The organism is Pseudomonas mandelii (assembly GCF_006438925.1).
In the GTDB taxonomy this organism is placed as follows: Bacteria; Pseudomonadota; Gammaproteobacteria; order Pseudomonadales; family Pseudomonadaceae; genus Aquipseudomonas; species Aquipseudomonas mandelii_C.
This window is the reverse complement of sequence record NZ_RCZA01000008.1, coordinates 148,365-169,603: the sequence shown is the minus strand read 5'-3', so window position 1 is coordinate 169,603 and position 21,239 is coordinate 148,365. Positions and strand designations below refer to the sequence as shown.

The 21,239-nt window shown below is 55.8% G+C and carries 21 protein-coding genes and 1 pseudogene; 14 read left to right on the top strand and 8 right to left on the bottom strand.

What is annotated here, in order from left to right; translation table 11 throughout:
• Window positions 1-86 precede the first annotated feature (86 nt).
• Together cysQ and nudE are read right to left on the bottom strand one after the other, a co-directional pair.
• Window positions 87-914 carry a 3'(2'),5'-bisphosphate nucleotidase CysQ gene (gene cysQ, locus EAH74_RS19680; RefSeq protein ID WP_140680488.1) on the bottom strand — a complete coding sequence of 276 codons (828 nt, stop codon included), beginning with the start codon at window positions 912-914 and terminating at the stop codon, window positions 87-89.
• Window positions 911-1,477 (bottom strand): ADP compounds hydrolase NudE, encoded by a 567-nt coding sequence (nudE, locus tag EAH74_RS19675; RefSeq protein ID WP_033058385.1) that lies wholly within the window; start codon window positions 1,475-1,477, stop codon window positions 911-913. Before nudE ends, cysQ begins: the two co-directional genes overlap by 4 nt.
• 89 nt (window positions 1,478-1,566) lie before the next feature.
• Here nudE and yrfG point away from each other — a divergent pair, with 89 nt between their 5' ends.
• Entirely contained in the window at window positions 1,567-2,229 is a 663-nt protein-coding gene (gene yrfG / locus EAH74_RS19670; RefSeq protein WP_140680486.1) for a GMP/IMP nucleotidase, read from the top strand.
• A 111-nt stretch (window positions 2,230-2,340) separates the two neighbouring features.
• Here yrfG and lysM read toward each other — a convergent pair whose 3' ends face one another.
• Window positions 2,341-2,781 carry a peptidoglycan-binding protein LysM gene (gene lysM / locus EAH74_RS19665; protein ID WP_140680484.1) on the bottom strand — a complete coding sequence of 147 codons (441 nt, stop codon included), beginning with the start codon at window positions 2,779-2,781 and terminating at the stop codon, window positions 2,341-2,343.
• A 143-nt stretch (window positions 2,782-2,924) separates the two neighbouring features.
• On the opposite strand from lysM, the gene EAH74_RS19660 reads away from it, so the two are divergent.
• The 4 genes from EAH74_RS19660 (at window position 2,925) to EAH74_RS19645 (ending at window position 7,916) form a co-directional block, all read left to right on the top strand.
• The gene (locus tag EAH74_RS19660) at window positions 2,925-3,812 is read left to right on the top strand and encodes a LysR family transcriptional regulator (RefSeq protein WP_140680482.1); all 888 of its coding nucleotides are present in this window, start codon (window positions 2,925-2,927) and stop codon (window positions 3,810-3,812) included.
• Between the two features lie 94 nt (window positions 3,813-3,906).
• A complete protein-coding gene (gene fdhD, locus EAH74_RS19655) occupies window positions 3,907-4,746 on the top strand; it encodes a formate dehydrogenase accessory sulfurtransferase FdhD (RefSeq protein ID WP_140680480.1) in 840 nt (279 codons plus the stop codon).
• Window positions 4,743-7,091 (top strand): FdhF/YdeP family oxidoreductase, encoded by a 2,349-nt coding sequence (locus tag EAH74_RS19650; protein ID WP_140680478.1) that lies wholly within the window; start codon window positions 4,743-4,745, stop codon window positions 7,089-7,091. The genes fdhD and EAH74_RS19650 overlap by 4 nt, the downstream gene beginning before the upstream one ends.
• A 336-nt stretch (window positions 7,092-7,427) precedes the next feature.
• Window positions 7,428-7,916, top strand: a complete 489-nt coding sequence (locus EAH74_RS19645; protein ID WP_123367048.1) for a glycine zipper domain-containing protein — start codon at window positions 7,428-7,430, stop codon at window positions 7,914-7,916.
• Window positions 7,917-7,985: 69 nt separating this feature from the next.
• On the opposite strand, the gene EAH74_RS19640 is transcribed toward EAH74_RS19645, so the two are convergent.
• The 4 genes from EAH74_RS19640 to EAH74_RS19625 all read right to left on the bottom strand — a co-directional run bounded on the left by EAH74_RS19640 (window position 7,986) and on the right by EAH74_RS19625 (window position 12,563).
• Complete coding sequence (locus EAH74_RS19640) at window positions 7,986-8,405, bottom strand: acyl-CoA thioesterase (RefSeq protein WP_123367049.1); 420 nt, start codon at window positions 8,403-8,405, stop codon at window positions 7,986-7,988.
• Window positions 8,406-8,556: 151 nt separating this feature from the next.
• Window positions 8,557-9,783, bottom strand: a complete 1,227-nt coding sequence (locus EAH74_RS19635) for a 3-hydroxyacyl-CoA dehydrogenase (protein ID WP_140680476.1) — start codon at window positions 9,781-9,783, stop codon at window positions 8,557-8,559.
• Window positions 9,784-10,001: 218 nt separating this feature from the next.
• A complete protein-coding gene (locus EAH74_RS19630; protein ID WP_140680474.1) occupies window positions 10,002-11,930 on the bottom strand; it encodes a RecQ family ATP-dependent DNA helicase in 1,929 nt (642 codons plus the stop codon).
• Window positions 11,931-12,059: 129 nt separating this feature from the next.
• Window positions 12,060-12,563, bottom strand: coding sequence for a polysaccharide deacetylase (locus tag EAH74_RS19625; RefSeq protein ID WP_140680472.1), 504 nt, complete (start codon window positions 12,561-12,563; stop codon window positions 12,060-12,062).
• A gap of 309 nt (window positions 12,564-12,872) precedes the next feature.
• Here EAH74_RS19625 and EAH74_RS19620 point away from each other — a divergent pair, with 309 nt between their 5' ends.
• The 9 genes and pseudogenes from EAH74_RS19620 (at window position 12,873) to EAH74_RS19585 (ending at window position 19,492) form a co-directional block, all read left to right on the top strand.
• Window positions 12,873-13,151: a hypothetical protein gene (locus EAH74_RS19620; protein ID WP_140680470.1), complete on the top strand. Its 279-nt coding sequence runs from the start codon at window positions 12,873-12,875 to the stop codon at window positions 13,149-13,151.
• 81 nt (window positions 13,152-13,232) lie between these two features.
• On the top strand, window positions 13,233-13,400 hold the full coding sequence (locus tag EAH74_RS19615; RefSeq protein ID WP_240050536.1) for a hypothetical protein: 168 nt from the start codon (window positions 13,233-13,235) through the stop codon (window positions 13,398-13,400).
• A gap of 337 nt (window positions 13,401-13,737) precedes the next feature.
• Complete coding sequence (locus EAH74_RS19610) at window positions 13,738-14,034, top strand: hypothetical protein (protein ID WP_123367054.1); 297 nt, start codon at window positions 13,738-13,740, stop codon at window positions 14,032-14,034.
• Window positions 14,035-14,091: 57 nt separating this feature from the next.
• Window positions 14,092-14,175 (top strand): annotated as a pseudogene (locus tag EAH74_RS33410) (transcriptional regulator); the annotation flags it as partial.
• 89 nt (window positions 14,176-14,264) lie between these two features.
• Window positions 14,265-14,630 carry a DUF1493 family protein gene (locus EAH74_RS19605; RefSeq protein ID WP_140680468.1) on the top strand — a complete coding sequence of 122 codons (366 nt, stop codon included), beginning with the start codon at window positions 14,265-14,267 and terminating at the stop codon, window positions 14,628-14,630.
• A 193-nt stretch (window positions 14,631-14,823) separates the two neighbouring features.
• Window positions 14,824-15,318 (top strand): helix-turn-helix domain-containing protein, encoded by a 495-nt coding sequence (locus tag EAH74_RS19600; RefSeq protein ID WP_140680466.1) that lies wholly within the window; start codon window positions 14,824-14,826, stop codon window positions 15,316-15,318.
• Window positions 15,315-16,586, top strand: coding sequence for a type II toxin-antitoxin system HipA family toxin (locus EAH74_RS19595; RefSeq protein WP_140680464.1), 1,272 nt, complete (start codon window positions 15,315-15,317; stop codon window positions 16,584-16,586). Before EAH74_RS19600 ends, EAH74_RS19595 begins: the two co-directional genes overlap by 4 nt.
• Before the next feature lie 478 nt (window positions 16,587-17,064).
• Complete coding sequence (locus EAH74_RS19590) at window positions 17,065-18,132, top strand: nucleoid-associated protein (protein WP_140680462.1); 1,068 nt, start codon at window positions 17,065-17,067, stop codon at window positions 18,130-18,132.
• Window positions 18,119-19,492, top strand: a complete 1,374-nt coding sequence (locus tag EAH74_RS19585; protein WP_140680460.1) for a hypothetical protein — start codon at window positions 18,119-18,121, stop codon at window positions 19,490-19,492. The genes EAH74_RS19590 and EAH74_RS19585 overlap by 14 nt, the downstream gene beginning before the upstream one ends.
• 107 nt (window positions 19,493-19,599) lie before the next feature.
• Here EAH74_RS19585 and EAH74_RS19580 read toward each other — a convergent pair whose 3' ends face one another.
• Window positions 19,600-21,141, bottom strand: a complete 1,542-nt coding sequence (locus tag EAH74_RS19580; RefSeq protein ID WP_140680458.1) for a phosphoenolpyruvate carboxykinase — start codon at window positions 21,139-21,141, stop codon at window positions 19,600-19,602.
• Window positions 21,142-21,239 lie beyond the last annotated feature (98 nt).

Here is a 21,239-nt window from a genome sequence, read left to right as displayed (position 1 = left end):
GCCTCGTTTCACTCGACAGCTCCTACAGGGGCGCGCGTGTCTCTGTAGGAGCTGTCGAGTGAAACGAGGCTGCGATCTTTTAACCTTTACGCCCGCGCCAACGCCAACAGTTTTTCGCGCCAAGCCGCCTTCGCCGGCAGCGCCAGGAAAAACTCATTCAACAACGATTCCCGCGCCGGATAACTGAACGGCGCACCGCTCAAATCCAGCACCTCACCGCCCGCTCCTTCCAGCACGCCTTGCGCCGCCGCCGTGTCCCACTGCGAAGTCGGCGCCAACCGCGGATAACAATCCGCCGCCCCCTCCGCCAACAAACAGAACTTCAACGAACTGCCGATGTTAGCCAATTGCAGTTCACCCAGACTGTCGCTCAACCCGGCCAGCAGGCGCTCCTGCTCAGGGCTCGAATGCCGACGACTGGCGACCACGGTAAACGCTTCACCCTCAGCAGGAACCTCGCGAACCTGAATCGGCAAAGGCTGCGCGTCTTGATCGCCACGCCACGCGCCCAGACCCGCACCACCGACGTAGAAGCGCCCGTTGGTCGGCATCGACACCACGCCAAACACCACTCGGCCTTGTTCGATCAGCGCGATATTGACGGTAAATTCTTCGCTACCGGAGATGAACTCCTTGGTTCCGTCCAGTGGGTCCACCAGCCACCAACGCTGCCACCCGGCGCGCACGCTCTGGGGAATGTTGGCGTCTTCTTCGGACAGCACCGGGATGCTCGGGTCCAGCGCCGTCAGCCCGGCCAGGATCAAATGGTGAGCGGCCATGTCGGCGGCAGTCACCGGGGAATCATCGGATTTTGCAGTCACGGCAACGTTGGCACGCCAAAACGGCAGAATCGCTTCACCGGCTTTCAGCGCCAGTTCAACCACAGGCGCCATCAACGGATGGGGGAAAATCATGGCTGGAACACTCCACGCTGAGTCAGTAGATCACGGGCCAGATACAGTGCTGCCAATGCACGGCCCTCAGTGAATCGCGGGTTCTGGGCCAGGGCCGACAACTCTCGCAGGTTGATTTTGTCCACGCCCATCGGCTCGGGCTCATCGCCTTCAAGGCTTTCTTCGTACAGATCAGTGGCCAACACCACCTGGATCTTCTGGCTCATGTAACCGGGCGACAACGACAACTCAGTCAAATGCTCCAGTTGCCGCGCGCCGTACCCGGCCTCTTCCTTGAGCTCCCGCTCGGCCGCCGCCAGCACGTCCTCGCCCGGCTCGATCAAGCCTTTGGGCAAGGACAGCTCGTATTCATCGGTGCCGCCGCAATACTCTTCAACCAGCACCGCGTGGTCCGCATCCAGCATCGCCACGATCATCACCGCGCCATAACCGGCGCCCTTGCCCACCAGTCGCTCATACGTGCGCTCCACGCCATTGGAAAAGCGCAACTTCAGCTCTTCGACGCAGAACAAACGGCTGGTGGCGACGATCTCGCGGGCGAGGATGGTGGGTTTCTGGCGCATGAGCGGCTCCTTGGCGATAGCGCGTTACTATACCCGGCCTATCCTGATTGTTTACGTCGGATATCTTTTTTACCGCTGGAGAAGTTTTTATGTCCCTGCTGCCCTGGCGCGACATCGACACCGTTCTGCTGGATATGGACGGCACGCTGCTGGACCTGCATTACGACAACCATTTCTGGATGGAACACCTGCCCCAGCGTTACGCCGAGTTGCACGGGGTGAGTCGGGCCATGGCCGAGATGGAATTGCAGCCGTTATTCGAACGCAACGCCGGCCAGTTGCAATGGTATTGCCTGGACTTCTGGAGCGCCGAGCTCAAATTGCCGGTGCGCGAACTGAAACTGGAAACCGCGCACCTGATCGCCTTGCGACCGGATGCGGACACCTTCCTGGCCGCCATCAAACAAGCCGGCAAGCGCGTGGTGCTGATCACCAATGCACACCGCGATTCGCTGTCATTGAAACTGGAAAGAATCGAACTGGCGCCGTACTTCGAGCGGTTGATCAGCTCACATGATTACGGTTTCGCCAAGGAGAATCCGCAGTTCTGGGAGGCGTTGCAGGCGGACATCGGTTTCGACCCGGCGCGCAGTCTGTTTATCGACGATACGTTGCCGATTCTGCGTAGCGCGCGGAATTTTGGCGTGGCGCATCTGTTGGCCGTGAGTGAGCCGGACAGCCGTAAAGGTCCGAAGGACACGGCCGAGTTTGCGGCGGTGGGGGATTATCGAGAGCTCATCGAAGGCCTTTAATCCACTGTAGGAGCTGCCGCAGGCTGCGATCTTTTGATCTTGGCGGTTTCGAAGCTGCCGAAGATCAAGATCAAAAGATCGCAGCCTTCGGCAGCTCCTACGGACCTCACATTATTCGGGAATCCGCAACGACTGCCCCGGATAGATCTTGTTCACGTCCTTGAGCATCGGTTTGTTGGCCTCAAAGATTTTTTGATATTTGTTGGCATCGCCATAAACGCGCAAGGAAATCGCGCTGAGGGTGTCGCCTTTCACAACCGTTACAAACTTCGCGGCCACAGCCACTGGCCCGGTCACGGTGATCTGGTCATCCACACTACCGACACCGGCAATATTGCCCACCGCCAGCAGGATTTTTTCCTTCTCTTCCTGACTGCCGACTTCGCCGGTCACGGTGACCTTGTCGCCATCCACCGTCGCCTGCACATTCGGGCTACCCAGGCCGACCTTGCTGATATGTTCCTTCAACTGCTCGCTGGCATTGGCGTTGCCTGGCGTCAGCAGATCGATAAGTTTTTCGCCTGCTTCTTTCACAAAGCTAAAAATACTCATGGTGCGCTCTCCTTGGGTTTTGGGTTTTGGGTTCCAGACGCAAAAGACTAGACCAAGGTTGCAATACACGGTTCCAACCCGACCAATGACGCCGCTTCCCCCCAAGCGCTAGAATCCGAGCCTTCCCGCGCCCTGGAGCGAAGATGGACATCAAGCAACTGAAATTCCTCATCGCCCTCGACGAAACCCGGCATTTCGGCCAGGCCGCTGCGCGTTGTCACATCACCCAGCCGACCCTGTCCATGCGCCTGCGCAGCCTCGAAGAAGAACTCGAGTTGCCGCTGGTCAATCGCGGTCAGCGCTTCGAAGGATTCACCGCACCGGGTGAACGGGTGCTGGCCTGGGCGCGCACCGTGTTGGCGGCCTACGACGGTTTGCAGGCCGAGGCGGCTGCCTGTCGCGGTAATCTGGTCGGTACGTTGCGTCTGGGCGTGGTGCCACTGTCGAGCTTCGATCCGCTGCCGCTGATGCAACGCTTGCACGCCGAACACCCAAACCTGCGCTTCGAACTTTCGGCCCTGAGTTCTGAACAGATCCTCGAACAACTGGCGAACAATCGTCTGGATCTGGGCGTGTCGTACCTGGAGCGACTGGACGGCGAACGCTTCGATTCCCTGGCGTTCAGCGAAACCCGCATGGGCCTGCTCTATGATCAGCGTTTCTTCAGTTTCGGCGAGGCGCCGCTGAGTTGGGAGTCCCTGATCGAACTGCCGCTGGGCATGCTCACCAGCGGCATGCATTTTCGGCAGTCCATCGACCACAACTTCCACAGTCGTGGCCTCACTCCGCAGCCGTTGCTGCAAACCGATGCCGTCCACCAATTGTTACAAGCGGTGCACGGTGGATTCTGCTGCGCCGTGATGCCGCTGGACGGAGGCCTGGAAAAACTCACCGATCATTTGCGCCTGCAACCCATCGAAAATGCCCAGACCGTCGCCCGGCTGGGGCTGATCATGCGTCGCAGCGCCCCACGTTCGGCGCTCGCGGAAGCCTGTTTCGCGATTCTTCAGCAATCGCCGCCGAGCTCTTGATCGACGCCATCTATCGGTAGATCAGTATTAGCGATTAGACGCGACAAGTTGACGCGCCTAGGCTTAAAGCAGCCCAAACCGTCGGTGATACCTCATGAACGCCAAGCGCCCTGCCTGCGCGGCGCCAGCCCTCGAAACGCCAGCGCCCGCCGCAAGCCAGACGTACAGTTACTGCGACCTTCAAGACACCGAATCAGCCAGCACCGCGCTGGCCGAAGAAGTCGCGTTGGCGATCGCCTATAACGGCATCAGTCAGGCGGTCATGTTGGTGACGCCGACCGACCTTGAAGACTTCATCGTCGGCTTCAGCCTCGGCAGCGGCATCATCGAAGACGCTTCCGACATTTATGACCTGCAACTCAGCGGCTCGGGTTCAGCGCAATATGCGCAAGTGACCATCGCCAACCGCGCCTTCTGGAACCTCAAGCAACAGCGTCGGCAAATGGCCGGCACCAGCGGTTGCGGGCTCTGCGGCGTGGAAGCGGTGGAACAGGCACTGCCAGATCTCAAGGTGTTGCCCGGCGCACCCTTGCCGCCCGCCGAATGGCTCGATGGTTTGCGTCAGCGCATCGGGGCGTTTCAGCCTCTTGGCCAGTACTCCGGTGCGGTGCACGCCGCCGTGTTTATGAACAGTCAGGGCCAATTGCTGCTGGGTCGCGAAGACATCGGCCGCCACAATGCCCTCGACAAGCTGATCGGCGGGCTGATTCGCCAGAAGATCCCGACCACCGGCGGGCTGGTGATTGTCACCAGCCGTTGCAGCCTCGAATTGATCCAGAAAGTGTTGCGCGCAGGTATCCAGACCCTGGTCAGCCTGTCGTCGCCCACGGGCCTTGCCGTGCAATGGGCCCGTCGCCACAACCTCAATCTCATCCACCTGCCGCAGAAAAATGCGCCGCGGGTCTACAGCCCTGCGACGGAGAACCAAGCGTGAGTCAACACCAACAAGCCGACCAGAAACCCGTTCCGCGCTATAAGCCCTACAAAGGCCCGGCCGGTGGCTGGGGCGCGCTGGCCAGCGTTGCCCGGGCCTGGTTGACCAGCGACAACGCGCTGAAAAACCTGCGCATGATGCTCAAAACCAACAAGAACGGCGGGTTCGACTGCCCCGGTTGTGCCTGGGGCGACTCCAAGGAAGCCGGCATGGTGGCGTTCTGCGAGAACGGCGCCAAAGCAGTGAACTGGGAAGCGACCAAACGCCGTGTCGACGGTGCGTTCTTTGCCAAGCACAGCGTCAGTTCGTTGCTGGAACAAAGTGACTATTGGCTGGAGTATCAGGGTCGTCTGACCGAGCCATTGAGCTATGACGCCGAAACCGATCGCTACAAGCCGATCAGCTGGGAAGCTGCGTTCTCCTTGATCGCCAAACATTTGCAGGGCCTGTCGAGCCCGGATCAGGCCGAGTTCTACACCTCTGGCCGCGCCAGCAACGAAGCGGCGTACCTGTATCAATTGTTCGTGCGTGCCTACGGCACCAATAACTTCCCCGATTGCTCGAACATGTGCCACGAGGCCAGCGGTGTGGCCATGGCGCAAAGTATCGGCGTCGGCAAAGGCACCGTCACCTTCGACGACTTCGAACACGCCGACGCGATTTTTGTCTGGGGGCAGAACCCTGGCACCAACCACCCACGGATGCTCGAACCGTTGCGCGAAGCGGTGAAACGCGGCGCTCAGGTGGTATGCATCAACCCTTTGAAGGAGCGCGGCCTGGAACGCTTCCAGCACCCGCAACACCCGATCGAAATGCTCACCAACAGCGACAAGCCGACCAACACCGCGTACTTCCGTCCGGCATTGGGCGGCGACATGGCGATCATGCGCGGCATGGCCAAGTTCCTGCTGCAGTGGGAGCGTGACGCACAGAAGGCGGGTGAGCCTGCCGTATTCGACCACGACTTCCTCAATGAACACAGTGTCAACGTGCTGGAATACCTGGGCATCGTCGACGATACCTCGTGGGAGCAGATCGTCGAACAATCCGGACTGACGCTGGTTGAAATCGAGCAAGCGGCGCAGATGTACGCCAAAGGCAAGAACGTGATCATGTGCTGGGCGATGGGCATCACACAGCATCGCCATTCGGTGGCGACCATCCAGGAAATCGCCAACCTGATGTTGCTGCGCGGCAACATCGGCCGGCCCGGCGCCGGTCTGTGCCCGGTGCGCGGCCACAGTAACGTGCAGGGCGACCGGACCATGGGCATTAACGAGCGTCCGCCGGTGGCGTTCCTCGACGCCCTGGAGCGTCGCTTCAAGTTCAAGGCGCCACGTGAAAACGGTCACAACGTGGTCGAGGCAATCCATGCCATGGCCGACGGCCGCGCGAAAGTCTTTATCGGTCTGGGCGGCAACTTCGCCCAAGCCACTCCGGACAGCTCACGGACCTTCCAGGCCCTGAGCAACTGCGACCTGACCGTACAAATCAGTACCAAGCTCAACCGCAGTCATTTGGCACACGGTAAAGAGGCGCTGATCCTGCCGTGCCTGGGCCGCACCGACATCGATATCCAGACTGAAGGCCCGCAAGCGGTGACCGTCGAAGACTCGTTCAGCATGGTTCACGCCTCCAACGGCCAGTTACAGCCGCTGTCGAACCAGATGCGCTCTGAGCCATCGATCATTGCCGGCATCGCCGCCGCGACACTGGGCAGCAAACCGGTGGACTGGAACTGGCTGGTGGCCGATTACCGGCGCATCCGCGACCTGATCGCCGACACCATTGTGGGTTTCAAGGACTTCAACGAGAAGATCCAGAACCCGGGCGGGTTCTACCTCGGCAACAGCGCCGGTGCTCGCCGCTGGAATACCGCGTCGGGGCGCGCCAATTTCCGTCCGAACGTCCTGCCTAAAGATCTGGTGCACGAACGCACTCGCGCCACCGGCGTATTGCCGGACCTGATCATGCAGTCGATGCGCTCTCACGATCAGTACAACACCACGATTTATGGGCTTGATGACCGCTATCGCGGCGTGAAAGGTCAGCGTGATGTGTTGTTCGTCAACGAAGCCGACATCATTCGCCTGGGGTTCAAGCCGGGGCAGAAGGCTGACATCGTTTCGATCTGGGATGATGGCCGTGTGCGTCGGGTGAAGGGCTTTACGCTGCTGGCGTTTGATATCCCTGCCGGGCAAGCGGCGGCTTACTACCCGGAAGTGAATCCGCTGGTGCCGCTGGAAAGCATCGGGGATGGCAGCCATACGCCGACATCGAAGTTTGTGGCGATCCGGTTGGAAGCGGCGAGTGAAACCGGGTTGATTATGGCGAAGTCGGCTTGACGCGGTAGCAGGTTTGGCCCCTTCGCGAGCAGGCTCGCTCCCACATTTGATCTGCGTTGAACACAAATCCACTGTGGGAGCGAGCCTGCTCGCGATAGCGGTGGAACATTCAACGAATCTTCCGGATCAGTCACTTTCCAAACGCCCACAAAAAAGGCCGTTTTGCATGAAAACGGCCTATCCGAAGTAGCTAAAGACCGGCGAAAAACACTTAAGTTCCAGCTAAAAAACAGTAACTTATAGAAATGTGCTCAAGTCGTGTTACTCGTCGGATTTCGATTGTCACAACCATGACACAGCCTCAGGATCGCGCCGTCATCCCCTTGAGGTTCCTCTATGAAGTTCTCCTCGATTCTCTTGTTGTCCCTTGGCCTGGTCAGTGGCTTCGCTTCTGCTGGCGGCACCACCGAAGCTGGTGTGGGCGGCGCATTGGGCGGGGTTCTGGGCTCGGTCGTCGGTCAGTCATTAGGCGGCAGTACAGGTTCCACCATTGGCGCAGCCCTGGGCGGCGCGGGTGGTAGCGCAGTTGGCGCAGACAAACACAGCCGTGGCGAAGCCGCCATTGGCGGTGCGTTGGGCGCAGCAGGAGGTAACGTGGTCGGCCGCAGCATGGGCGGCACCACCGGCAGCCTGATCGGTTCCGCAGCAGGCGGCGGCGTCGGTGGCGCGCTGGGTAATCACATGGGCAACAGTAGCAATGACGATGATGATGATCGTCGTTCCTATCGTGGTGACCGTGGTGATCGTCGTTACTACCGTGACGACCATCCGGGGCGTGGTCATGCCTATGGCCACCGCAAGCATCACCATCGCTATCGCGACTGAGGCTTGAATCGCCTCGTTTACCGGTAGATCAAAAAATCGCAGCCCAAGGGCTGCGATTTTTTTTGCCCGTCAAACCACCAACCGCTCCAGCGCCCCGCGCAACCCGGCAGGAATCGCCACCGGCTGATTCGACGCCCGGTCTACAAACACATGCACAAAGCGCCCTGCCGCGCAGGCTTCGTCTTCCCCGGCCTTGAACACCGCCAGTTCGTATTGCACCGAGCTGTTGCCCAACTTGCCCACCCGCAAACCGATTTCTATCCGGTCAGGGAAGGCAATGGAAGCGAAGTAATCGCAAGCCGAACTCACCACAAAACCCACCACCTCGCCGTCATGAATATCCAGGCCGCCGACTTCGATCAGGTAGGTGTTCACCGCCGTGTCGAAGAAGCTGTAGTAGGTCACGTTGTTGACGTGACCGTAGGCGTCGTTGTCGTGCCAGCGGGTGGTGATGGGTTGGAAGTGGGGATAGTCGGTGCGTTGAGTCATGGGTTCTCGCCTTGAGGATCGTTTCCACGCTCTGCGTGGGAATGCAGCCTGGGACGCTCCGCGTCCCAACAGCGGACGCAGAGCGTCCATAGAGGCGTTCCCACGCGGACGGTTCGACGCCTCGACATGGGAACGATCGAACAGGTGAAGTCTACCGATCCGCAAACCCTTTACCCACCGCCGCCAACTCCCCGATCAACCGCGCCGGGTTCCATTGATCACCCTGCTTCGTCTCAAGCGCCAGCAACCGTTGGTGAATATCCGCCAGCCCTTGCTGATCCGCCCAGGCCATCGGCCCTCCCTTGTCCGCCGGGAAGCCGTAACCGTTGAGGTACACCAGATCGATATCGTGCGCCGACTCGGCGATGCCTTCCTGAAGAATCTTCGCACCCTCGTTGACCAGTGCCAGCAAGCAGCGCTCCAGAATCTCCTCGGGGCCGATCTCGCGACGCTGGAAGCCCAACCCTTCGCTAACCTTCAGCACCAGCGCATCGACTTCAACATCGTGCTCAGCCTGGCGACTACCCGGCTCATAGTGGTAATAGCCATTGCCACTCTTTTGACCGAAACGACCCAACTCGCACAGACGATTGTCCACCTGAACTTCAGGCGCATCCTGCCCTTCGCCGGCCAACTGCCGAGCGCGCCACTCCAGATCGATGCCGACCACGTCGTACATGCGGAACGGCCCCATGGCGAAACCAAAACCTTGCAGTGCCGCATCGACCTGATAGGGATAAGCGCCTTCGAGCAACATCTTGCGCGCTTCGAGCACATACGGATGCAGCATGCGATTGCCGATGAAACCGTGGCAATTGCCCGACACCACGCTGACCTTGCCCATGCGCTTGCCCAGTGCCAGAGCAGCCTCAAGCACCACCGGTAAAGTCTGGGCACCGCGAACGACTTCCAGCAGCTTCATGATGTGCGCCGGGCTGAAGAAGTGCAGGCCCAAGACCTGTTGCGGACGGCGAGTAGCCGCAGCGATGGCATCGATATCCAGCGCCGAGGTATTGCTGGCCAGAATGGCTTCGGGTTTGAGCAGACCGTCCAGTTCACGGAAGATTTTCTGCTTGAGCTCGAGGTTTTCGTACACCGCTTCAATGACCAGATCGACATCGCAGATCGCCGCGTAGTCAGCAGCCGCCATTACCCGCGCAATGCGAGCGTCCGCCTCGGCCTGATCGATTCGACCCTGACTCACGTTGTGGGCGTAGGTGTCCGCCACGGTAGCCAGCGCCTGTTCAAGCATTTGTGGGTTGTTATCGACCCACTGCACCGGGACGCCGGCGTTGGCCAGGCACATGACAATGCCACGGCCCATGGTGCCGGCGCCAATGACGGCGGCGCGCTGAATATTGAACGGTGTCTGGCTCATAGTTGTTCTCTTGTTGGCGATCCAAAGACAGCCTTCACCATAGTCAGCCACCGCGCATTTTTGAAATTTATTCCTGTGATGAGCAACATTCAGCGGATGGATGTGCTTCGAAAACACCGACTCCCCCCCGTAGGAGCTGCCGAAGGCTGCGATCTTTTGATCTTTGGCGGTGCTGAAATTGCCGAAGATCAAAAGATCGCAGCCTTCGGCAGCTCCAGTTAGAGGTGCGACTGGGACCAGTCGCGGACTTCGCCATACGGATAATCCTCCAGCGCCGCAAACCCGGAAATCGACCGTGCCTTGAGCTTGGTGAACAGCGGCACGCCGATGCCGCATAAAAACCGCGTCACGCGTTCCGCCGACGGAACGTTACCGGTGTGCTGCTCATGCCTGTGGATAAAATCACCGCACAACGCCTCGAAGTTTTTATCCACAAGCGCCGGTAATTCCGGTGGCGCCGGCAATCGCGCCACATCTCCGTGACACACCGAACAATGCCCGCACTGCTGCGGCGCGTTTTCATCGCCGAAGTACTCGGCCAGGCGATAACCCAGGCAATGGTCCGTGGCGAACAGATCCAGCATGGCGTGAATCCGTGCGATCTCAGTTTGTTCGTGGCGGGTGAAGTAGGCGTGCAACTCTTCGCTCAGGGCTTGGGCATCAAAGTCCGTTTGCAGCAGGCTGTAGACCTCGGTCATCTGCTTGCTTTCAAGCTCGACCCAGCCCTTTTCCTGGAAATAATCCAGCGCCTTTACCACGCGATTACGCTCGGCCTGATGCTGTTCATACAGCGCGTCAAAATTTACCGTGGCCCAGGTCCGTGCGCGGCTCGAGGTCTGGATGATCGCTGCGACGAAGTCCTTGCGCTCACCCTCGAAGCGGGCCAGCAAGGCCTCGGGCTCCTGCAAGTATTTGAAGCGGTATTCGGCGTAATAGGCGTAGCGCGGGGCGATGATCCCGCGCAGTTCCAACTGCACCAGTAAGGTCTTGAGCGGCAATTGGCGGATGTTGCTTTGGTCCGCCAGTGGTCCCAACAGAAACTCCCACTGCCCCTCGGGCGCGGCGGCTTGCAACTCGTCGAGCACATAGCGGATGCCATCCAGCTCAGGCGTGTCGCCGTAGACGAAGTTTTCCAGCACATTGAGGCTGTCGCGGTTGGCCAATACCAGGCAGTCGGACGGCTGCCCGTCACGCCCGGCGCGGCCGATTTCCTGGCTGTAGTTTTCGATGGATTTGGGCAGGTCAAAATGCACTACGTTGCGGATGTCGCTCTTGTCGATGCCCATGCCGAACGCGATGGTGGCGACGATGCAATTGGACTGCCCACCCATGAATCGGCGCTGGATTGCTTCGCGTTGTTCGTGGGGCAGACCGGCGTGATAGGCCTCGGCCTGAATACCGTTGCGGGCCAGATGTTCGGCAATGTGCTCGGCGGTTTTCTGCAGGGTGACGTAGACAATGCTCGGCTGGTCGGGACGCTGGCTCATCCATTCGACAAGGCGTCGTCGCTTGTCCTGCCCGCGCACCGGCTCCACCAACAGATTGAGGTTCGGCCGATAGAAACCGGTGGTCACCACATCGTCGGGGGCAATGGCGAACTTGGCCTCCATGTCGGCGATCACTTTGGGTGTCGCGGTGGCGGTCAGCAGCAGCGCCTGAGGGATGTTGAACTGTCGCTGATAGTCGGGGAGCTTGAGGTAGTCAGGGCGAAAATTGTGGCCCCATTCCGAAATGCAGTGCGCCTCGTCCACCACCAGCAGCGAGATCGGCACCTGCTGCAAGAAATTACGGAAACGCTCGTTCTTCAAGCGTTCCACGGAGATCATCAAAATCTTCAGCTCGCCAGACTTGGCCCGAGCCATCACATCGCTGGCGTCATCGCGGCTCTGGGCCGAATCGATACTGCCTGCTGCGATGCCGTGGCGCTGAAGGAACGCCAGTTGATCCTGCATCAACGCCAGCAGCGGCGAGACCACCAGCGTAAGGTGCGGCAGCAGCAAGGCTGGCAATTGATAACAAAGGGACTTGCCCGAGCCGGTGGGGAAAATCGCCGCCGCCGAGCGCCCGGCCAACACCGCGCTGACCGTCGCCTCCTGGCCGGGCCGAAACTGTGGAAAACCGAAAACCTGTTCCAGGGTGTTGTGCATAAGCTGTCACTCCGTTGACCGCTGCGAAGCCCAAAGCCTAGCCGGCAAACGCAGCGAGTCGAGAAAAGGTCGGGGACCAAAACGATACGGGATGATACAGCTTCGAACGATCGTCAGCAGACGATGAGGCTACGGCACCAGCACCGCCACCCGCAGCTGCTCATTCAGCGCCTGTTCATGAAACACCTGGCTCTTGCTCGCCCAAATGGCATGGGCCGGGCTGATTTCGCCGGTGAACGCCGCCGCCAGCTGACGCAAATCAGCGACGCTTCGCACGCGGGGGCAGAAGGGTTCACCGTCGCAGTTCTGGCTGGCGCTGCGATAGGCGGTCAGCAGCCGGTCCCACAGCCCGTCACGCACTTGCCTGACCGACTTGAGCTTCACATCCTGCACGCCCAGTCGTTGTTTCAGGCTCTGTTCGTCCAGCGCTTCGCTGGCCAGCAATGCCTTGCCGAACATCAGCACTTCAGCACGCAAAGCGGTGTCCATGCTCGCCTGACTGGTCAGCGCATCTGGCCAACCAGTGCGGTCCATGTTGGCCAGGGCCATCGAGTTACCGGCGTCAGCAGCATCTGCGGCGCGACAAATCCCGGCCCACAGCAACAAAATCGAGGCCATACGTAGCCATTGCATACTTAATTCCCTTTAAGCGTTGGACGGACGTTTCGAAACGTCCTACTGATTCTGGCGCGCACCATACAGTGGTTTGATGCGTTGCGCCTGACAAACCCGTAGGAAATTTGCCGTCTAAGGGTTTAGGCGTAAAAAACCTCGGGAAACGCGTAGGTTCGGTCCGAAAAGGCAGGTAAAAACCCTACAAAACCTGTCCATTGCGGCCGTATTGCCGCGCGGCGCCGTGCCCTTCTATAGTCTGCGGCGCGGCTGAAAACAGTGTCTCGGCCTGCCGGGAGCACCTCCCGATTTCGCACAGGACGAACCTCGATGTTTACAGAACGCTATCGCCCGCTCAAATCCCGCTACAGCGACACCCCCGTGCTGGTCATCGATACAGAAGCCGACCCTCACGAAATCCTCGACGCCGCCCGCCAACGCATCCGCGCCGCCAGCGAACTGCTCGAAACGCTGTATTGCCTGTGCTTCAAACAGGCGGATGCGAGCGATATTCCCAACATCGTCAATGCGCTGTACCTGCTGACGCAGGATGGTAGCGAATTGCTCGACATCGCCCGGCAACGACTGCCGAAAATCACCGCAACCTGATGCCATAAACCAATCCACCCCAGACCACATTCCCCTGTGGGAGCGAGCCTGCTCGCGAAGAACGATGACACGGTGTACCTGATGAAAAACGAATCGCCCGACACTCAACACCAACTTGGTAAAGCAACCTACGACGCATGGTTCAAAGCTCAAGTACAAACCAGTCTCGACGACCCTCGCCCAAGCATTCCAAATGAAGAAGCCAAACACCTGATGGCAATCAAACGCCAGAAATTGCGGAAGGCATAAGTCCGTAGGCAACGCCCTATCAAAGCTTCATCCCGGTCCTACAACCGAAGACACCTTGTCGCCTATCGCCGGCCGGCGACTTTTTTCTATAGTCCTTACTGTCGCTGCCAAATCAGCGACTCGGGCTTGGTCACCTGAAAAGAGAACTCATTCCGCTTCCGTTGTATGCTGCGGCACTTCAAGTGCCTGCACGCTATATGGTGGCTGTGTTCGGGACGCCTTCGGGCGTACCGGCAAAGTGAGTTCTCACCGGTTTGACCAACCCGAACACAGTCCGCCTCCCATCGCTTGGTCACGATGGTGGTGGTTTCTCCTGATGCACTTGAGAATTCTCACTATGAATAAATTGAACCCGTTCCCCGATCGCTACCGCCCCCTCCAAACGAACCTCACCGATTCCCCACCCCTGATCATCGACACAGAAGCCAATCCGCAAGACATCCTCGAAGCCGCCCTCCAGCGCATCCGAGCCTCCGGCGACCTGCTCAAAACCCTACATTGCCAATGCTTCAAAAACGGTGACGTGGAAGACATCCCGCATATCACCCACGCCCTCTACCTGTTGACTCAGGACGGCTGCGACCTACTGAAAGTCGCGCAACAACGCATGATGGGCTGGAAAGCACCAACCTGACGCTGAGCGAAGATCGTTCCCACGCTGCGTGGGAACGATCAAAACCCTGGGATAACCTTGAGCAAATTTTTTGATGAGCTGATGGAAAGCGTGCAACAAATGAACGAGATCGTACGGAGTGAGCGCCAGCCTTCCCGCGACCTCCATGCTTGCAGCTCTGATCGACATCCAACACATCGCAAAATCAGGCTTAATCCGTCTCACGAAATGGCCCTGACAGAAGACGCCCCATGAATCTCGCCTCCAACTTCCCCGACGACCACACCATGCACCTGCTCATGCAGCTGCTGCACGAAGAGCTCGGCCTGCCTGAACGCAAAACGCTCAGCCTCACCACTTCGATCAACTTTGACCTGGGCTGCAACGGTGCTGATGCACGGCATTTGATGGAAGCACTGGAAGAACAGTTCGGGATCGACCTCGTGGACTACGACGCCTATCGCTACTTTCAGCCGGAAGGGTTTGACGTGCATCTCAAGCGAAGAGCAAAGGGTCGCGGCGACAAAGTCCTGCTGACCATCGGCATGCTTTATCAAGCGGTCAAGGTGCAACGGTGGGATACAAAAGCTCTGGAAGGGATCTCGCAAACCACTTAAGTGGCAATATTCTGGCTGTTTTTATCGATTTAAGTTGGAATAATGGCAGTTTCAATAATCCGCCTCCCACGTATATCTGGAGCGGCCGGACTGGCAGAGAGAGTCTTACCCCACGTTGGGGTAGCCCAGCAAACAATCACATAAGTGCTATTATTCTGGCTGTTAAAGCCAAAAAACGAAGGAATAATGGCACATGGCTAAAAAAACAGCCCCCCTGCTGCCGGCTGCATCCAGGTTGCTCGCCGAGTTTGGCGAACGACTCAAACTCGCTCGGCTACGTCGCAAGCTGACAGCCAAGCAGGTTGCCGAAAGGGCTGGCATGTCACTGACAACACTGCGCTCTCTAGAGTCAGGCGGATCAGGCGTGACAATGGGGGCTTATTTGTCAGTGATGCAGGTGCTGGGCTTGGAGAAAGACTTGAGCAAACTCGCCGCAGTGGATGAGCTGGGGCGCCAACTGCAAGACGCTCAATTAACCCCAAGAGCAAACATCGCAGCCAGTAAACGCCAACGAGTACGCGGCGTAACGCCAGCGAAGGTATCGTCACCGATTCGCGACAGGGAGACGGGGGCATATGAAAGCCCCAGCTCTAAATCGGAGCTTGCGGCTGATTTCCCATTGAACACGCATTCTTTATCTAATTTGTTAACCAAGAAAAACCCCAAGCCTACGACGGGTAAAAAATGACATTGATCTCGGTGTATGCGGATTGGGAATCCTTGAACGGACCAAGGCGTCTTGGGTTCCTCCATGCCAGAAAGGCTCGTGCCACCAACGTGTTCGAGTTTGAGTACGACGCGGCGGCGTTGGCCGATCCCGAGTTGAGCTTCACATCCCTGGACCCCCGAATCGGCCTTTTTGAGGGTCGGCAGTTCCCTGGCCAACATCAGACCCGGTTTGGCGTTTTTGCCGATTCAAGCCCGGATCGATGGGGCCAAATGCTGATGAAGCGGCGGCTGGAACGAGACATCCGTGACGGGCTGACCCCTAAAGGCACCAAGCTGTACGAGTCAGATTTCCTTTTAGGTGTTCATGACCTCTTTCGGGTTGGAGCTATCCGCTACAAGCTCAATGACGAAGGCAATTTTCTGGATGATCGCGATGGGTTGGCCGCCCCACCCTTTGTTGAGTTACGCGCGTTGGAGCAGGCAAGCCGAGCCTTGGAAAACGATCCAGACAATACGTCACTCGACGGGCGCGAGTGGCTGAGGATGCTGATAGCGCCTGGTGGCTCACTAGGTGGCGCCAGACCAAAAGCCAGCGTTGCTGACGAGCATGGTCATTTATGGATCGCCAAGTTCCCGAGCACTCGCGATGACTATGACGTCGGTGGCTGGGAAATGGTGGTGAATGCCTTGGCGAATCATTGTGGCTTGCGGGTCGCGACCGGTACGGCGCGCCGTTTCGCGAGCGATCATCACTGTTTCATGGTCAAGCGCTTCGACCGCACCGAACAGGGTGCCCGACTGCATTTTGCTTCAGCCATGACCATGACCGACCGTGTTGACGGTGACGATGCATCGGTAGGCGCCAGCTACCTTGAGTTAGCAGAAGTGCTCATGGAACACGGCTCGGAAGCCAACGCAGATCTTCGGGAGTTATGGTCTCGTATCGTGTTCAACATCTTGGTCTCCAATACCGATGACCACCTACGCAACCATGGTTTTATCCTCGACTCCGGCCGGGGATGGCGCCTGTCTGATGCCTACGACATGAACCCGGTAGCACACGCCGATGGATTGAAGCTCAACATCACCGATGCCGACAACGCTTTGGATCTCGAACTTGCTCGCGAAGTGGCGGAATACTTTCGGGTCAGTCGTGCAGATGCGGAAGAAATTATTGAAAGCTTCCAAGGAGTCGTCAGCCAATGGCCAACGCTGGCTGGGGCTTTGGGGTTGTCGAGGCGTGAACAAGACAAAATGGCGCCGGCGTTTTGGCTCTCAGGCAAATAGCTGAGCGGAGATAGGAAGTCATTTCCCCTAATCATCGAATAGGACGCCTATCACTTCCAAGAGCTCCGATGCGGTTCTTCAAACGAAGAGTCAAAGGTCGTAGCGGCAAAGTCCCGCTAACCTCAGCACCGATGCACAAACGCCTCTCGTTAGCGACTAAAGTCCGAATCTCATTAGGCCTCCGTACTGGCAACGTGATGCCATACAGTCTAATCTCAAGCAAATTGAGAAACCCAAAAGCTCCGCAGCAAACACGAGAGGAGTAAAGAATGGATACTGCAACAAATCTAATACAACACACTCATTCTTGTTCAAGCCTAAAAAATACGAGCAAGAAAAATATAAAAGTATCGCAATACGAGAAAAGCCAGTTTCCGAAATCAATCACGCACGTAAAAATAATCGGAAACTAATCCCCCCCAAAAAACCATAAATTCGCGACTAAACATAAAAATATAAAAGCCAAATAGAGCAAACCATGACAAGCATTGAATTACTTGAAGAAGAGATGGCGATAAATTCAACCTCTACAGTAGAGCGCATTATATTTCACATAGTGGGGCCAAAGCTTAAGACGCCTTTGCTACTTACGGAAGTCGATGATCCAAGCACCCACTCAGATTTTTTTATCGACCGACTTATAGAAACAGCGAAGGGCACAGCCTACACTTTCAATGTCGCGTCTGGCGTTAGAGATCAGGTTTCCTTAGCAATTAACAGCGAACATGCATTCGTCGACTGCTCCGAGATTCTCGCACTAAGATTCCAGGAATTATATGAAAACGATAAGCGTCTTATTCCTGGTGTATTAATGTTTCTAAAAATAAAAAGTGGAAATAAACACTACGCAGCAATTATAAAATATGACGACATAAAAGTTATCTCCTACAAAACACAAGCAACTTTAGATGGAAAAGTAAAACCTATTCTTGACTTAATTCTAAACACATTCGTCCAAGACAAGAAAGCGTTACAAAAATCCGCCCTTATCAATATAAATAACGGAGCAGGACAACTTGTCTGCATTGATCGAAGCGGTAAAAACGGCGACATAACTGACATGTTTAAGAAATATTTGGACGCCAGCAGGAAGTTCACTCATGAAGTATTGGTGGAGCGTTTGCTGCTTGCACTGACTGAGACTGCAACCGCTAATAAAGACATCGTTCCAACGGAAATTTTCAGAAGAATAAAGACTGCGGCAAAAGATGCAATATCAACCATAGAAAACTTCAATCCAAAATCTCCCAGTGCTTTATTAAACGCTCTTTTTGGCCCACTTCATACTAATGAAAAGATAAAATCCATTTTCGAAAAAGCGCTAAAAAAGCAAAAAATAGCCAATGAAACTATTAAAATCCCCACCGAATATTTCAAAAAGGCCGCAAGAAAAGTAAGAGAAACTCAGGAAGGTGTTCGCGTTATTTATACCCAAGAACACGTCGACGCAGGTGCAATTGAGTTCACAGACGAAAACGGCTATAAAACGTTTAAGGCTACGACTATTGAGTATCGAATCGACGACGAATACCATGGAAAAATTTAACTCATTACTTAAGTCCTCAAAACTAACAAACGAAAATCTTGAACAGGCATTATTTTCTATAGGCCAACTATCCCTGGCAGACAGCGAAGCTTTAAACAAATTTTCTATTGAAAACTCGAACAAATTTTTACTAACACTAAAAACCGATTACGGTGACGAATTCATACTACCTTGCGTAGACAGAGAACAATTAGAAAAACCAATAGATCTGCTAATAAAAAAACACAACTCACCGCATTCTGTATATTTTTTCTCATTGCAAGGCTTTGAAAACGGACTAGCTCATACAACAATAGATACTCGGAAAACCATTTTCATAAACGACGAATTCGAAGAATTCTGCTCACGAACCTGCGAATTCAAACGATGGCAAGACGACAAAGATACGTATCTTGCTGAAGAAAAAAACATCGATGTTAGGAAGCTTGTTAAAGATGCAAGCGCTGGCGAACTGACTAAAAATATTGAATTCTGGATAACCAATAAAGCACCACCAGTCAAAAGTGATGTTTACGCCGTATGGCTTAGAAAATCCGTATCAAAATCATCTCTAATTTTTTGCTCCGAAATATGGAAAGAAGATTCCACACTTAAGTTAATAGTCAGCGGCACTAAAAAACTTGAAACGACCTTTAACGTAAAGGACAACCCACCAGCGTCTATAAACGAAACCAACATATATGAAGCCGCAAACTGGGTACTGGATCTTGATAGAGAAGTAGAAATCAGACACCAACTTCTAAGTGCAAGACTATCAAGTCAGCAGCTTAAAAAAAATGAAGGATGGTTGTCCTTTTTAAGTCGAACCTTATCAAAATGTCTTGAAAATTCTAAAAACGACTATAAAGCTCATGTACACAGTAAAACCTCTGACACACTCAAAGCTATTGCAGACATTCGAAAAATAATTGCTGAAGAATCATCAAAAGTAATCGATCGAACTCACGCGCTTTCTGCAGTTCTTTTCCGAGATATAGCCATAGCATTTAGCGCTATAGGCATACGGATAATATCTATACCCGGGCAGAACAGCCTAGAAAATGAAAAAATAATACTTCTTATTCTTTCCGCATGCTGGCTCGCAACAAGCCTAAAGATTACAACAAAAACAAACTATCTTTATATAAAATCACTCACAAAATCTAGATTTTCCTGGAGCAGAAAAGTCAACACCACTATCCCCATATCCGAGTTCAAAGAACTCTCCGAAAAGCCTTTTAAAGATGCCGTAAACGCATACAACCAAATACGGAAACTAGCTGAACATACTTATTTCCTATCAATTTTTTTACTTCTATTTTTTGCATTTTACAAACCGATTTTCAACTTCATTGCATTGGTATTTTCAGCAACCTGCTAACCAATAAAATGTTTGGTGTAAGAAAATCAATTTATTTTCACCTAGACTGGTTTTTCAATAAAAAAGCCGCCCCAAAGGGCGGCTTTTTCATTCGCTAAATCCAAGCCTTACAGCTTAGGCCCAGCAGCCTTGATCGCGTCGCTCACTTCAAATTTCTTGAAGTTCTCAACAAACAACCCAGCCAGTGCTTTAGCGGCTTCATCGTAAGCAGCCTTGTCAGCCCAGGTGTTACGTGGGTTCAACAGGCCAGTTTCAACGCCCGGTACGGCCAGTGGCACGTCGAGGTTGATGGTGTCGAGGTGTTCGGTTTCAGCACCGATCAACGCGCCGCTCTGGATCGCTGCGATCACGCCGCGAGTGGTCGGGATGTTGAAGCGTTTGCCGACGCCGTAGCCACCGCCGGTCCAGCCGGTGTTGACCAGGTAGACCTTGGAGCCGAAGCCGCGGATGCGCTTGATCAGCAGTTCTGCGTATTCGCCAGCCGGACGCGGGAAGAACGGTGCGCCGAAGCAGGTGGAGAAAGTCGACTTGATGCCGCTGCCGGAACCCATTTCGGTCGAGCCCACCAGTGCGGTGTAGCCGGACAGGAAGTGGTAGGCCGCTTGTTCTTCGCTGAGGATCGACACTGGCGGCAGCACGCCGGTCAGGTCGCAGGTCAGGAAGATCACAGCGTTTGGCTCACCACCGAGGTTCTTCTCGGAACGCTTGGCGACGTGCTCCAGCGGGTAGGCGGCGCGGCTGTTCTGAGTCAGGCTGACATCGGCGTAATCGGCGTGCTTGGCGTCATCGATAACGACGTTTTCCAGGACTGCGCCGTGCTTGATGGCTTTCCAGATGACCGGCTCGTTCTTCTCGGACAGGTCGATGCACTTGGCGTAGCAGCCGCCTTCGATGTTGAAGACAACGCCTTCGCCCCAGCCGTGCTCGTCGTCACCGATCAGGTAACGGCTTTCATCGGCGGACAGGGTGGTTTTGCCGGTGCCGGACAGACCGAAGAACAGGGTCACATCGCCCGCTTCGCCGATGTTGGCGGCGCAGTGCATTGGCAGCACGTCGGCAGCCGGCAGCAGGAAGTTCTGCACCGAGAACATGGCTTTCTTCATTTCACCGGCGTAACGCATGCCGGCGATCAGCACTTTCTTCTGAGCGAAGTTAAGGATCACGCAACCGTCGGAGTTGGTGCCGTCACGCTCTGGCACGCACTCGAAGTTGGCAACGTTGAGCACTTGCCACTCATCACGGCCAGCCGGGTTGTACTTTTCCGGGTTGATGAACAGGCAACGGCCGAACAGGTTCTGCCAGGCAGTCTGGGTGGTCATCTTCACGGCCAGGTAGTGGTCTTCAGACGCACCTACATGCACGTGGGAAACGAAATGCTCTTGTGCATTGTTGAACGCTTCAACGCGGTCCCACAGGGCATCGAACTTGTCGGCCGGGAACTTGCGGTTGATCGGGCCCCAGGCGATGGAAGCCGAAGTGGACGGCTCGTCAACGATGAAACGATCGACTGGCGAGCGGCCAGTGCGGTGACCGGTGCGAACAGTCAGCGCGCCGGTATCGGCAAGCTCGCCCTCACCGCGACTCAGAGCTTCTTTTACCAGATCATCAACACTCAGATCGGTGTACACGGCGTTATTGGCTTGCGTCATGAGATTCCCCGTCGGCCAGTGGCCGAGTGTGCTCCAAACGTTTTGTAGTAGAAAGTCGTGCACTACTACCGCGACAAAAAGTGGGCCGGATTATGCCA